The 14,578-nt window shown below is 72.3% G+C and carries 5 protein-coding genes; 2 read left to right on the plus strand and 3 right to left on the minus strand.

Annotated elements, in window-relative coordinates:
• Nucleotides 1-9 precede the first annotated feature (9 nt).
• Nucleotides 10-1,272, plus strand: coding sequence for a cytochrome P450 (locus ACFWHU_RS00050; protein WP_387222664.1), 1,263 nt, complete (start codon nucleotides 10-12; stop codon nucleotides 1,270-1,272).
• On the plus strand, nucleotides 1,269-1,472 hold the full coding sequence (locus tag ACFWHU_RS00055; RefSeq protein WP_329037610.1) for a ferredoxin: 204 nt from the start codon (nucleotides 1,269-1,271) through the stop codon (nucleotides 1,470-1,472). Before ACFWHU_RS00050 ends, ACFWHU_RS00055 begins: the two co-directional genes overlap by 4 nt.
• A 63-nt stretch (nucleotides 1,473-1,535) precedes the next feature.
• Here the strand turns inward: ACFWHU_RS00055 and ACFWHU_RS00060 are convergent, their stop codons facing one another.
• The 3 genes from ACFWHU_RS00060 to fabD all read right to left on the minus strand — a co-directional run bounded on the left by ACFWHU_RS00060 (nucleotide 1,536) and on the right by fabD (nucleotide 14,456).
• On the minus strand, nucleotides 1,536-2,303 hold the full coding sequence (locus ACFWHU_RS00060) for a thioesterase II family protein (protein WP_387222667.1): 768 nt from the start codon (nucleotides 2,301-2,303) through the stop codon (nucleotides 1,536-1,538).
• A gap of 40 nt (nucleotides 2,304-2,343) precedes the next feature.
• Nucleotides 2,344-6,852, minus strand: coding sequence for a beta-ketoacyl synthase N-terminal-like domain-containing protein (locus tag ACFWHU_RS00065; protein ID WP_387222670.1), 4,509 nt, complete (start codon nucleotides 6,850-6,852; stop codon nucleotides 2,344-2,346).
• 125 nt (nucleotides 6,853-6,977) lie between these two features.
• A complete protein-coding gene (gene fabD, locus ACFWHU_RS00070) occupies nucleotides 6,978-14,456 on the minus strand; it encodes an ACP S-malonyltransferase (RefSeq protein WP_387222673.1) in 7,479 nt (2,492 codons plus the stop codon).
• Nucleotides 14,457-14,578: the final 122 nt, after the last annotated feature.

Below are 14,578 nucleotides of genomic sequence, written 5' to 3' on the forward strand. Positions count from 1 at the left end.
AGAGTCTCCATGTCACGACCGACCGAAGAACTCCCGGCGCTGCCCACTCCCCGGCTGGAGGAGTGCCCCTTCGGGCCGGCGCCCGAGATGACGAGACTGCGGGAGACCGACCCGGTGATCCGGGTCAAGTGCCCGACCGGCATCACCGCCTGGCTGATCACCCGGTACGCCGACGTCCGTGAGGTGCTGGGGGACTCGGAGCGGTTCAGCAGCCGCCCCGGGCAGGCGGCGCACGTCCTGGCCCATATGAACCCCGACCGCCCGGTCGCCGAAGGTGAGTTCACCCGGATGGACGGGCCGGCGTACCAGCGCTTCCGGCACCATCTCGGACCCGAGATCGGGATGCCGAGGCGGCTGCTGGAACTGCGCCCGCTGGTACGGCGGATCGTCGACGAACGGATCGACGCGATGGCGGCGGCCGGCGGGTCGGCCGAGTTCTACGGCGACTTCGCGGTCCCGGTCACCACGGCCACCATCGGCGGCCTGCTCGGCGTGCCGTACTCCGACCGGGGGCTGTTCCACGACGCGGCGGCGGCGATGTTCGGCTCCGCGACCAGTGAGAAGGGCATCAGGGCGAGCACGGAGCCGCTGTTCCGGTATGTGCACGGGCTGGTCCAGGACCGGCGGAAGAACCCCGGCGACGACGCGATCAGCCGGATGATCGGACGCAGCGCCGCGTCGGCGGAGCCGTTCACCGACACCGAACTGGTCATGATGAGCGCCGGGTTGCTGATCAGCGGCTTCGACACGACGGCGACGACGCTGACCCATGGCCTGCTGGCCCTGCTGGTCGACTCCGGGAAGTCCGGGGCGTCCCGGGAATGGGAGCGGTTGCGGGCCGATCCGTCGCTCCTGCCGGCCGCGGTCGAGGAGTTCGCCCGCTACTTCGGGGGCGCCGCCGGCCTGACCCGTGAAGTCACCGAGGACACGGAGATCGGTGGACAGCCGCTGACCAAGGGCGATTACGTCGTCTGCGCCGTGCAGACCGCCGACCGTGACCCCGCCGTCTTCGAGGATCCGGAGCGGCTGGATGTCGGCCGGCGGACCGAGGGGCATCTGGGGTTCGGGTACGGGCCGCACCAGTGCGTCGGACAGCAGACCGCGCGGCTGGAGATGAGCGTGGTGCTGGAGACCCTGACACGGCGGATCCCGTCACTGCGCCTGGCGGCGGACCTCGCCGACATCCCGTTCAAGACGGGTACGCCGGTGGTCGGCCCGGCCGCGCTCCCCGTGGAGTGGGACGCCGTCCTGCCCGCCGGGGAGGACGGATGACACTGCGGGTGAGGGTGGACGCCGAGCGGTGCGTGGCCTCCGGCATGTGCGTGTTCAGCGCACCGGAGGTCTTCGACCAGGACGAGCGGGACGGAGTGGTCGTGGTCCTGCGGGACGATCCGGCCGATGACCAGTACGACGCGGTGCGCGCCGCGATCGGCAACTGCCCCGCCCAGGTGATCTCCGTCGACACGCCGTAGCCCGGCGGTCCCGTCCGCGCCGGTGCGCGCCGACGGGACCGCCGTCGTGCCGTGGGAGCACCCTCAGGCGGTGCCGGACGTCAGCGCCGCGAGGCACTCGGCGACGTACGCCAGCGGCTTCTCGGGCCCCGTGGTGAAGAAGAAGTGGCCGCCCTCGAAGACCTTCTTCTCGAACGGTCCGTCGGTGTAGTGGGTCCAGGCGTCCGCCTCCACCGTGCTGACCTGCGGGTCGTTGTCGCCGGTCAGCGCGTAGACGGGGCAGGTCAGCTTCTCGCCCGGCTGGTAGCGGTAGGTCTCGGCCGCCCGGTAGTCGCTGCGCATGACGGGCAGGATCATGCGCACGATGTCCGGATCGCGCAGAACCTCCACGCCCGTTCCGCTCAATTGGGCCACATGCTCGATGAGTTCGGCGTCGGTCGACTTGTACAGTCCCTCGTCCTTCACCTCCGCCGGGGCCCGCCGGCCGGACGCGAACAGCGCGAGTGGTTTCTCGCCGAGCCGCTCCAGCCGCCGCGCGACCTCGAAGGCGAGTGTCGCGCCCATGCTGTGCCCGAAGAGCGCGGTCGGGATGTCCGGTCCGCCGCGCAGCTCGGCCGTGACGGCGTCGGCGAGTTCCGTGATGGTGCCGATGAACGGGGTGTCGCGGCGGTCCTGCCGGCCGGGGTACTGGAGGACCAGCACCTCGGCAGCGGACGACAGCACGCGCGAGACCGGGAAGTAGTACGACGCCGATCCCCCGGCGTGCGGGAAGCACACCAGCCTGACGCGGGGTTCCGGGACCGGGTGGAACCGTATGATCCACGGGCTGGTCGCCTCGGTAGCTCCTGCCATGACTGTTCTTTCCTTACCTCGTCGGTGGGTTGACGCGCCTTCAGCGCAGTGTCTCGGAGAAGGCTTCCAGCAGCCGGGGGCCGCTCTGGTCGCCGTGCAGGAAGAAGTGGTCGCCCGGTACCACCCGCAGCTCGAAGGGACCGCTGGTCACGCCCTCCCAGGCTCGCATGTCGGCCTCCGGCACCACCGGATCGCCGGCTCCGTGGAAGGCGGTCACCCCGGTCGCCAGCGGCGCTTCCACCGGATCGTGCCGGTAGCTCTGCACGATCCGCAGGTCTCCGTAGCCGCAGCCGCTGGTCGACGCGTCCAGCTTGGCCGCCACCCGGTCGTCGAACTCCCGGCGCAGGGCCCGCTCGTACTCCCCCGGCCGCTCGCGCCGCAGCCGCAGCAGGTCCTGCTGCGCGGGCATGCCGGGGAACCCGAGGGACCGCATCACGGCGAGGATGCGGTCGTCCAGCGGATTGACGGCGCCGGTGGGCGCGCTGAACGCGCCGACGAACAGGTGGCGCAGCAGTGAACCGTGCTCCGCGCCGAGACGGTGCGCCAGGCGGTAGGCGAGGAGGCCGCCCATGCTGTGGCCGTAGAAGGCGAAGGGCCGGTCCAGATACGGTTTGAGGACTTGCGCGATGCTCTCGACCGCCTCGTCCACGTTGACGATTCCCAGTTCGTCGGCGCGCTCCTCGCGGCCCGGCAGCTGGACCGGGCAGACCTCGACGCCGCCGTCGAGCTCGCGCGGCCAGTCGCGGTACAGGGACGCGCCGCGACCACCGTAGGGCAGGCAGAACAGCCTGAGCCGTGAGGTCTCCCGTACGGCGGTACCGAGCCAGCGGGCGCTGTCCAGGTCGTAGTCGCGTGGTGCGGAGCGGGTGGTGTCCGGCTCGTCGTCCGTGTCGATCTCCGAGGCGATGTGCCGGGCGAGTTCGTCCAACGACGGTCCGTCGACGAGGAGTTCGACCGGCAGATCGGCACCTGTGCCGGTGCGGATCCGCTTGCGCAGTTCCATGGCCGCCAGCGACTCCAGGCCCAGCTCGGCCAGCGGCCGGCCGGCCGGGATCTCGTCGGCGGGCTGCCGCAGCAGACCCGCGGCCGTCTCGGCGAGGAAGTCCATCAGTACCCGGGGGCGATCGGCGGGAGCGACGGCCCGGTAGCGGGCGAGGATCGCGCCGGGGTGGTCGCCGCTCTGCTCGCCGTCGGTCACGGCCAGCAGGCTGAGGCTCTCCTGCGGGCTGATGACCTGGACCTCGGTGTCCCGGCCCGAGGCGACGATCCGGCCCCGGTCGTCGCACAGCATGTGATCACCGACGAGCCGCTGTCCCACCGCCGACCTCAGCCGTACATGGCACCAGAGAGGCCCGGTGACCGGAGCGCTCACGGCGTCGGCCTCACCCAGGCGGGCGGTGATGAACAGGTCGTCGTCGGCGAGGGCCCCTCCGGCTGCCAGCGCGTAGAGCTGTACGCAGGCGTCCAGCACTCCCGGGTGGGCGGGCAGTGCGCGGCCGGGCCGACCGGCGGGCACGGCGGCCTCGCCCGCGGGCCGCAGCCTGGCGAGCACTTCGCCGTTGCCCGCCCATGCCTCCTCGACCCATTCGACGGAGGGGCCGAGGGCCACGCCCCGGTCCCGCATCAGCTTGTAGAACTCCTCGCCGCCGATCCGCTCGGTGCAGCGGTCGAGTACCCGCTCCCGCTCCGTCCCGGTCAGGGGCGCCGACTCCTCCTCGGTCCGGTCGGCGGGGCCCGGCCGTACGCTGCCGCGCACATGGCGGTCCCATTCGGTGCCCGCCGTGGGACGGCTGTAGAAGGCGAAGTCCGCCCAGCCCTTGTCTTCGGCGGGCTCCACGACGAGCTGTACGGTGCGCTCCTGACGGCCGGACAGCCGCAGCGCCTGGTGGAAGTTGACGTCCCGCACCTGGAAGCCGTCGCGCGCGCCGTTCGTGGCGATCGCGGCGGCGAGCATCTCCTGGTAGTAGCCGACGTGGAGAACGCCCGCCGTATCGGCGAGTTCGGGCAGCAGGGCACGGCTGACGACGGTGTCGAACTGGTGCTGGTCGAGGGGTGAGGGCACCGTACGCAGGCCGAGTTCCCCGGTCGGGCGCGCGCTTCCGGGGTCGCGTGCGGGGGCGGGGGCGGCCGTGCCCAGGGGGCCGTAGGAGCGCCGCTGGAACGGGTAGGTGGGCAGGGTGAGCCGTGCCCGGTCGTGGCCGAGGTCGAGATCGGACCAGTCCACATCGGCTCCGGCCAGATATCTGCCGGCGGCGCCCGTCAGCAGCTCCTCCCAAACGTCGTCGCCGGGGACCGCCCAGTGGGCGAGCGCGTTCCCGTGATGCGTGGCTTCGTCAGTGGTGCCGGCGTCGCCGAGGGACACCAGCGTGCCGTACCCGTGGCCGGCGAGCGCCTGCGTCAGCGCGCGCGCCGTCGTGCCCTCGCTCTCGCGGGCCCAGAACAGGGGGTCGGCCGCGCGCTCGGCGGTCACCGCGTCGGCGCGCGGGCCGTGGAGCAGACGCAGTCGCGGACCGCGTGCCTCGGTGAGCGCCGGCGCCGGCGCGTCCTCGTGCCGCGCGGCGAGCAGTCGCCCCGCCGTCCCGGCGTCGAAGACTCCCGCCAGACAGGCGGCGGCGAGTTCACCCGGTCCGGAGCCGGCGACGGCGCCGGCCGACACCCGCCAGCCGTCGAGCGCGCGCACGAGCGCGATCTGGTACGCGAGGGCGACGGCGTCCCGGAACAGCGGTGAACCGGAGGGGCCCTGGGCCAGCGCGGCGGCGAGCGGCTCACCGACGACGGGCCGCAGCAGCGCGTCGCACCGGTCGAAGTGGTCGCGGAACGCGGGGTGCGAGGCGTACAGGCGGTCCGCCGACCGCCACGCGCGGTCCCCGGTGGCGTTGAGCAGGAAGGCGACGGGGCCGGTCGTCCGCTCGGGCGGGCGGGCCGGTTCGTCCGCGAGGGCGCGCAGACGGTCCGCGAGGCCGTCGGCCGAGCGTACGACGAGGGCGGTCCGGTACGGGAACGCGGGACGGCGGGCGCTGACGGTGTGGCAGACGTCGGCCACGGAGGCTTCCGGGTGTTCGGTGAGCCAGTGGGCGAGCCGCAGCGCCGAGTCCCGCAGTCCGCGCGGGTCGCGGGCGGAGAGTGCGAGCAGGTGCGCGGGACGGTCGCCGGTGCCCGTCTGTGGCGTGCGGGCGGCGGGGGCCTCCCGTACCACCAGGTGTGCGTTGGTGCCGTTGAATCCGAAGGCGCTGACTCCCGCGACGCGCGGGCGGTCGGCGGAGGCGGGCCAGGGGCGGGCCGAGTCGCAGAAGTCCACCGGCAGCCGGTCCGCGCGCAGTTGCGGATTGAGCTGGTTCAGGTGCAGATTGCCCGGCACCTGCGCGTGCTGGAGCGCGAGTACGGTCTTGATGAGACCGGCGACTCCCGCGGCGGCCTCCAGATGGCCCACGTTGGATTTCACCGCCCCGATGAGCAGGGGGGTTGCGGGGTCCCGGTCGGCGCAGAACACCTCGGCGGCGGCGCGGACCTCGATGGGGTCGCCGAGCGGGGTGCCCGTGCCGTGCGCCTCCAGGTAGTCGACCTCGTCGGGGCGGGTGTGGGCGGCGGCGAGGGCCGCGGTGATGAGTTCGCGCTGGGCGCGTCCGTTGGGGACGGTGAGACCGGCTGTGTGCCCGTCGTGGTTGACGGCGGAGCCCGCGATCAGGGCGAGGACGGGAGCGCGCACCGCGGCGGCGTCGGAGGCCCGCATCAGGGCGACCATGCCGGCGCCCTCGGAGCGGACGTAGCCGTCGGCCTCGGCGTCGAACACCTTGCAGCGGCCGTCGGCGGCCAGTGCTTCCATACGGCAGAGGGCGACGAAGACGTCCGGCGACATCATGGCGCTGGCACCGCCCGCGACGGCGGCCGTGCACTCGCCCCTGCGCAGGCTCTCGACCGCGAGGTGGATCGCCACGAGGGACGAGGAGCAGGCGGTGTCGACGGCCAGTGCGGGGCCCCGCAACCCGAGGGCGTAGGCGATGCGGCCGGCGGTGATGCTCGGTGCGACACCGGTCGCGGTGTAGGGACCGGTGTCGTCGAGCGGGCGGTTCAGCAGGGAGCTCTCGGAGCCGGAGACGCCGACGAAGACGCCGATCCGCTCACCGCTGAGGGCGTTGGAGAGCAGGCCGCCGCTCTCCAGTGCCTCCCAGCTCGTCTCCAGGAGCAGACGCTGCTGGGGGTCCATCTCGCGTGCCTCGGCGTCCGTGATGCCGAAGAACGGCCCGTCGAAGGCGTGTACGTCCTCGGTGAGGAAGCCGCCCTTGCGGGTGTAGGCGGTACCGGGCTCGTCGCGCAACCGCGAGTGGAACCGGTCGGCGGACCAGCGCTCGGGCGGTACGTCGGTGATGGCGTCCCTGCCGTCGCGCAGCAGCTCCCAGAACCGCTCGGGGCTGTCGGCGCCGCCGGGGAACCGGCAGCCCATACCGACCAGAGCGATCGGTTCCTCGGCGGCCGAGCGCAGCTCCCGCATCTGCTCGCGGAGGACTCGGATGGCGTTCAGCGAACGCCTCAGCAGCACATCGTCGGTCATCGCTCGTGTCCTCCTCGGTCGGAGCCGTACTCGTCGGTGCCGACCGTGTCCGGGCGGCGGGTCCGGGACGTTGCCCGGGGGCGTCCGGGGGTCGCCCGCCGGTACGGCCCGATCCAGCGGGGCTCTCAGAGCCCCAGTTCCTCCAAGGTGTCGAGCAGTTCCACAGCGGTGGTGCGGGAGGGAGAGACGTCGTCGGGGCTCTCCTCGGGACGTTCGATCCGCAGGACCCGGTCGAGCTTCTCGCGGTCGGCGAGCACCACTCCGATCTCCGGTTCGGCGGTGCGCAGGGCGATGTCGAACGCTTCGACACCCGCGTCCGTCGGCAGGTGTTCCAGTCCGAGCCGCCTGCGGACGAAGCCGCCGGTCTCGGCGTCCACGCGCATTCCGCCGTCCCGCCAGAAGGGCCATACGACGGTGATGCTGGCGCCGGAGCGCTCGCCTTGTGCGCGCTGCCGCTCGCGGCCGCGGCTGAAGGCGTTGAGGAACCGGCTGGCGAACGCGTAGTCCACCTGGCCGGGGTTGCCCGCGAGTGCGGCCAGGGACGAGAACGTCATGAAGAAGTCGAGTTCGTCGAGGCGGGTCGCCTCGTCCAGGGCGAGTGCGCCGTCGATCTTCGCGGACAGGACGGTGCCGATCTCCCCGGCGCTCTTGTTCAGTATCAGCGCGTCGCGCAGGACTCCGGCCGAGTGGATGACGCCGTGCAGCCGGCCCCAGCGGCCCCGGGCCTCGTCCAGTACGCGGGTGACTTCGGCGGCGTCACTGACGTCCACGCTCTCGTAGACCACCTCGGATCCCAGCGAACGGATCCGGTCGAGTACTTCCCGGCGGGTGGCGTCCAGTTCGGAACGGCCGAGCAGCAGGAGTCGTACCCGGGACCGCTGTGCCAGGTGCTCGGCGAAGATGAGGCCGAGGCCGCCACCGCCGCCGGTGATCACATAGGTGCCGCCGTCGCGTACGGCGACCTTGGGCGTCCCGGTGGCGGGCGCCAGTTCACGCAGCCGGCGGGTCCAGCGCCCGGCCCGGTCGTGCCGTACCTCGGCCTCCACCGCGTCGTCGAAGGCCAGTTCGTCGACGCAGGCGCGCAGGACGTCCGCGGCCGGGTCGCCGGTGACGGCGACGGTCAGCGCCTGGTAGACCAGATTCGGGTTCTCGTGGCGGACGGAGCGGGCGAATCCGCCGAACGCCTCCGCCATCGCGTCGGGGTTCTCACCGCCGAACGTCTCGACGCGCAGCAGCCGCAGCGGGCGCGAGACTCGGCCGCGCATCAGCGCCTGGGTGAGGCGGAACGCCGAGGTGAGACCGGCCTCGGGGCCCGGCCAGGCGTGGATGACGGTGGTGGGTGTGGTTCCCAGGGCGGCGAGCAGCGACGCGTAGTCCTCGTCGTGGTCCGGCCGGATCCGGTAGGAGTCCGCCGAGCCGTCGAAGGTGTCGCCGGTGCGCACGGTGACGATCCGCGCGCCGTCCCCGGCGCGCTCCCGCGCCAGTTCGGAGAGCCGTCCGTCCGGGTCGAAGACCAGTACGGAGCCCGTGAGCCGGGCGTCACTCTCCGGCGGACCGGCCGCCGGCTCCCAGTCCACCCGGTAGTGGACGGTGCGCTGGACGGGCACGGTCTCGACGCGGGTGGGCGTGACGCTCTCCGCGGCGGGCTCGGGCGTGTCGAGGTCGAGCTGCTCCAGCAGGAACCCGGTGAGGTCGTCCACGCAGGGGTAGTCGAAGGTGACGCTGGTGTACAGCTCGATGCCCAGGAGTTCCTCCAGGGTGTTGCCGAGCCGCACCGACATCACCGAATCCATGCCCAGGTCGAAGAAGCCGCGCCGGCGGTCCGGCGGGGCGTCCGGGGGGAATTCGAGGAGGCGGCCGAGTTCGGTCTGGAGGTAGGAGGCGAGCGCCGGATTGCGCTCCCCTTCGGGGAGGTCGGCGAGCCGGTTCAGCAGGGTCTCGCCCGTGTCACCGGGCCGGGCGTCGGCGTCGGCCGCGACCGCGGGGGGCGCGGCTATGGGCGCCGGGGCGGTCGGTCCGGCTTCCGCCATCCAGTACCGGCGGCGGGAGAAGGGGTAGGTCGGCAGGGAGACGCGGCGGGGCGACAGTCCCCGCAGGTACGCGGCCCAGTCCGGTGCCGCGCCCGCGACCCACGCGGACGCGACCTCGCGGGGTGACGCGCCGTCGGCCAGGGGCGGCGGGGTCGAACGGGGTTCGCAGTGCCCCGTGCTGACGGATGAGGGGCCGCCGGTCGGCGCCGCGATCTCGTCCAGCCCCTTCAGGATCCCGGCGAGGTCGTCGGCGACGAACGCCGCGCGGTGCTCCATCGGTTCACGACCGCTCTGGAGCGTGTGGGCGACATCGGCCACCCGGATCGCTCCGGCGGGCAGGCTCCGCAGATGGCCGGCCATCCGTGCGGCCAGGTCCCGCAAGGTCTCGGGCTCGCGGGCGGACAGGGGGAGGACGAGGTCACGCGCGGGCGCCGGCGGGGTGGCGACGGCCGGTGCCTCCTCCAGCACCAGGTGTACGTTGACGCCGCCCGCGCCGAAGGAGCTGATGCCCGCGCGGCGGGGGTGGATCAGCTCACCCCCGGCCGGGCCGGAGGTGCGGGGCCGCTCCCAGGGTGTCCTCTCCCGCTGGACCTTGAACGGTGTCCTCTCCAGTTCCAGGTTGCTGTTGGTCGTGGCCGAGTGGAGCAGGGAGGGCACCAGTTCGCCGTGCCGCATCTGGAGCGCCACCTTGGTGACCTGAGCGATACCGGCCGCGGCTTCGGCGTGCCCGATGCCGGACTTGACGGACCCGATGGCGCAGAACTGGCGGGCGTCGGTGGAAGCGGCGAACGCGTCGGTGAGACCGCGTATCTCGATGGGGTCGCCCAGGCTGGTGCCGGTGCCGTGGGCCTCCACGTAGCTGATCGTCTCCGCGCCGACTCCGGCGTCCGCCAGTGCCGCGGTGATCAGCTCGCTCTGGGCGACGGGGTTCGGCACGCTGTAGCCGAAGGTGTGGCCGTCGCTGTTGACCGCGGAGCCCTTGATGACTGCGTACACCTGGTCTCCGTCGGCCAGGGCGCGCTCCAGCGGTTTGAGCAGCACCGCGCCCACGGCTTCGGCGGGTACGTATCCGGTGCCGCCGTCGCCGAACGCCCGGCAGCGGCCGTCCTCGGCCAGGAAACCGGCTTCGGCAAGCATCATGTACTTGCTCGGGTGGAGCGAGAGGTTCACGCCGCCGGCCAGCGCCGTCTCGCATTCGCCGCGTCTGATGCTCGCGACGGCCAGGTGGATGGCGTACAGCGACGACGAGCAGGCGGTGTCCACGGTCAGGCTGGGGCCGCCCAGGTTGAACAGGTAGGACACCCGGTTGGCGATCGAGAAGGTCTGCGAGCTGATGGGCTGCCACTGCCCGTGCTCCAGATCGTTCGCCGCGAACATCTGGTAGTTGTTGAAAGTCACTCCGGCGAAGACACCGACGGATCCCCGCGCGTCGCCCGCCGTCGGGTCGGCCAGGCTCTTCCTGGTGTAGCCGGCGTCCTCCAGCGTCTCCCACGCGGTCTCCAGGAACAGCCGCTCCTGCGGGTCGAGTGCCCGTGCCTCGCGCGGCGAGATCTGGAAGAACTGCGGATCGAACGCGTCGACGTCGTCGAGGAACCCGCCCCAGCGGTACCACTTGTCGCCGTAGCGCTCGCGTGCGAGCTCGGCGTAGCGCCGGTAGCCGGGCCGGTCCATGGGGATCTCGCCGACGCAGTCGCGTCCGTCGAGGAGGTTCCTCCAGTAGTCGGCCAGGGACGAGGCCTTCGGATAGCGCCCGCTCATGCCGATGATGGCGATGTCACCGCCGCCGGTGCCGGCCGCGGCGGAGGGGGTGGAGACAGGGCGCGAGGGCGAGGGCGCGACGGCGGTGGCGGGAGCGAGTGCCGGGGCGGGAGCGAGGGCGGTTCCCTGCCCTCCCACGGCGGGCGGTGTCAGGCCCTCGGCGCGTGCCTTCCCCGCGACGTACCTGGTCAGGTCGGCGAGGTTCTTGTAGACGTAGAACGTCGTGCTGTCGATGGGGCCGTAGTGGGCCACCAGGCGACGCCGGAGCTGCTCGATGACCAGCGAGTTGAGTCCGAGCTCGTCGAAGGCGACGCCCGGGTCGACCTCCTCCGGGCGCCACTTCAGGGTCTCGGCGAACACGGCGGCGAGGTGGGCGCCGACCTGTTCGTCCGTCACCGGGGCGGCCGGGCCCGCCGGGGCGACGGGCACGCCCGCGAAGGAGACGGGCGCGGCTCCGGTCGGCGTCACGGCCTGCCGGGGTGCGAGGTCCTGCGGCCAGCAGCGGCGCCGTTCGAAGGGGTAGGTCGGCAGCGGTGTCCGGCGGACGGGGCGGTCGCCGCGCAGCTCCCGCCAGTCGAGGTCCGCGCCGGCGGCCCACAGCCGGGCCAGTTTGTCCGTCGCTCCGCGGTCCAGGAGGGCCTGGAGATAGGCGGCCCCTTCCGCGTCGCTCAGCAGGACGCCGGAGAGCGCGCCGGCGCCGGCCGCGTTGCCCGCGTACCAGGCCGTGTCGGCGTCCTCGCCGCGCAGATAGCGGACCAGCCCGTCGTACAGGTCGTCGGTGTCGGCGACCACGAGGGCCAGGCGCTCGTCCATGGCGTCTCTGCCGAGCTGGAGGGTGTCGGCCAGCGCGGAGAGATCGAAGGCCGGTGCCCCGTTCTCGGGCGCGTGCTCGTCCAGCCAGCGCACCACCGCGTCCGCGTACTCGCGCAGGGCGCCGGGGGTACGGGCGGACAGGGGCACCAGATACGGTCCGGCCGCCGGGTCCGCGGCCTCGTCCGGGGCCGGCGCGGCGATGAACTCCTCCAGCACCACGTGTGCGTTGGTGCCGCCGAAGCCGAAGGAGCTGACACCGCAGCGGCGTGGGACCGGGGCCCCTTCACCGTCCGTCAGACGCGGCCACGCCTCGGTGCGGTCGACGATCCTGAACGGGCTGTCGTCCATGCGGATGAAGGGGTTGAGTTCGCCGAAGTGCCGGAGCGCGGGCAGCCGTTCACGGCGCAGCGCCAGCAGCATCTTGACGACGCCCGCGAGTCCCGCCGCCGCTTCCAGGTGACCGATGGAGGTCTTGACCGAGCCAAGACCGATGTGCGGTTCGGCCCGCTCGGTGTGGCCCCAGTCCCGGTAGAGCGTGGCGAACGCCTTCTTGAGGCCCTCGATCTCGATGGGGTCGCCGAGGCTGGTCCCGGTGCCGTGGGTCTCGATGTAGGTGGCGGTGGCCGGGTCGAGTCCGGACCGGCGCCACGCGGTGGCGATGAGGTCGGCCTGCGCGTCCGGGCTGGGCGCCGTGAGCGAGGCGCTGCGCCCGCCGTGGTTGACGGCGCTGCCGCGCACGACCGCGTAGACGTGGTCGCCGTCCGCGAGGGCCTTGTCGAGTGACTTGAGTACGACGGCGACGACGCCCTCGCCGCGCACGTAGCCGTCCGCGGCACGGTCGAAGGTCTTGCAGCGCCCGTCCGGCGCGAGCATTCCGGCCTGCTGGAAGGAGTCGAAGGGGGTGGGGCTCATGAGGATGCTCGCGCCGCCGGCGACGGCGAGGTCGCACTCGCCCTCGCGCAGGCTCCGTACGGCCCGGTGCAGGGCGACCAGTGAGGAGGAGCAGGCGGTGTCGACGGACTCACTCGGTCCGCGCAGGTCGAGCTGGTGGGAGATCCGGTTGGGGAGGATCGAGTGCGCGAGCCCGGTCGCGGTGTGGGACTGGGTGCCCGCCGCGCTGTGTGCGAGGACCTCGACGTAGTCCATGGAGCCGTGGCCCACGAACAGACCGGTGCGGGTGCCGGCGAGTTCGGTTGGGCGCCGTCCCGCGTCCTCGAACGCCTTCCACACGGTCTGGAGGAAGATCCGCTGGTGAGGGTCCATCAGTTCGGCCTCGCCGGGCGAGATTCCGAAGAAGCGGCAGTCGAAGGTGTCGAAGTCCTTGATGAGCGCGCCCCGCGCCCCGGGGGCGCGCTCCGGTCCGGCCCAGTCCCGCCACCGGTCGGCCGGGGTGTCCGTCACCAGTTCGGTGCCGTCGACCAGGTGCCGCCAGAACTCGTCGAGGTCCGCGGAGCCGGGCAGGACGGCGCTCACCCCGACGATGGCGACGGCGTCGGCGCCGGTACCTGCGGCGGGCGGTGCGCCGCCCGCCGCGGCGGCGGTGCCGTCACGGGGCGCGGGTACGGCGCCGGACCGGGCACGCCCGGCGGCCTCGGCGGGCGCCCGGGGCGTCTGTACCGCGCCGCCCGCTGCGCTGTCCCGGTAGCGGGCCACGACCGTGTCCCGGTGCTCGGCGAGCAGGTGTGCGGTGAACGCGCCGATGGTGAAGTACTCGAAGAAGACCGACGGCGTCAGGTCGACGCCGAACTCCTCGCGGAGCTGGTCGGCGAACTCGATCAGTTTGATGGAGTCGAAGCCGAGGGCGCTGAGTTCGGTCTCCGCCCGCAGCGCTCCGGGGTCGGTCGTCAGCACGCGGGTGACGATGGTCCGCAGATCGGCGAGGAGCTGGGCGGTGAGCTGTTCCTCGGTGTGGCCGGTGCCCTGGGCGCGGTCCCGTGCGGGACGGCGCAGCCGCAGCGTACGGATCCGCTCCCCGGCGGTATCGGCGGTCGCCGTCGCAGCGGTGTCGGGCGTCGGGGTGGCGGACCGCGTGGTGTCGGGCTGCGCGGGGGTGGGCGTCGTGTCGTCCGCCCGGTCCTCGGTTGCGCTCCGCTCCTGCGCGCGGCGCTCGGCCGCGTCCCGCTGGGTGGCCTGTACGAGTCCGATGAGGGCGCGCCCCGGTCCGATCTGCCGGATGTCCTCGACGCCCTGGTCGATCAGGTGGCGCACGCTGTCGGTCCACAGCACGGGCCGGGTGAGCTGACTGACCATCAGGTCTGCGACGTCGGGCCCGTGCGGTCGCGCGGTCACGTTGGAGAGCACGGGCACGGTGGGGGCGGCCAGTTCGACCCCGCCCAGGAACTCCGCGAACTCCTCCTGGACACCGGCCATATGGGGGGAGTGGAAGGCTCCACCGACCCGCAGGACGGTGTAGAGCCCGGCCCCCGCCTCCTCGAACGCCGACCGGGCGGCCTCGATCCGGTCGCGGGGTCCGGCGATCACGATCTGGGCGGGGTTGTTGTAGTTGGCGACGGACAGCGATTCCAGTCCGGGGCCGGCGAGTACCTCGGCCACCCGGTCTGCGTCGAGGCCCACGACGGCGGCCATTCCGCCGTCGTTCACGCGCGACATCAGCTCTCCGCGCTTCTGGACCACCCGCAATCCGGTGGGAAAGTCGAATACGCCTGCGGCGAGAAGCGCGTTGTACTCACCGAGGCTGTGTCCGGCCAGGAAGTCAGGGATCTCGCCGGAGGAATCCAGATGCTCGAAATAGCTCAGCGCACTGACGACATACAACGCCGTCTGCGTGTACTGGGTCTTCTCCAGATTTCCGTCCGGATTCTCCCGGCAGAGGGTCTCGATGGAATATCCCAGGATTTCGTCGGCCTGCACGACCAGCTCGGGAAACGCCTCGAAGAGCTGCGCACCCATACCTCGACGCTGCGAACCCTGACCGGGAAAGACTAGAGCGAGCACAGTATGGGTACCCTTCGAGGTAGCTGATCGAACAGCACGCGGCGACACTATTGGCCATAGTTTCCGGCCAGCGTCTAGCGTCTTTCTTAAACAGCCCTAAAGCTGACGCACGGCGCTGTTGAACTTCTTGACTGCGACACTCCCCTTGGGCAAGGTTGAGGCTTGCCGCA

This window comes from Streptomyces sp. NPDC060366 (assembly GCF_042725135.1).
Lineage (GTDB): Bacteria > Actinomycetota > Actinomycetes > Streptomycetales > Streptomycetaceae > Streptomyces.

Bases quoted from the DNA above. Each gene is read 5' to 3' on its own strand.
- ACFWHU_RS00050 (WP_387222664.1), top strand. From the start codon at position 10: ATGTCACGACCGACCGAAGAACTCCCGGCGCTGCCCACTCCCCGGCTG.
- ACFWHU_RS00055 (WP_329037610.1), top strand. From the start codon at position 1,269: ATGACACTGCGGGTGAGGGTGGACGCCGAGCGGTGCGTGGCCTCCGGC.
- ACFWHU_RS00060 (WP_387222667.1), bottom strand. From the start codon at position 2,303: ATGGCAGGAGCTACCGAGGCGACCAGCCCGTGGATCATACGGTTCCAC.
- ACFWHU_RS00065 (WP_387222670.1), bottom strand. From the start codon at position 6,852: ATGACCGACGATGTGCTGCTGAGGCGTTCGCTGAACGCCATCCGAGTC.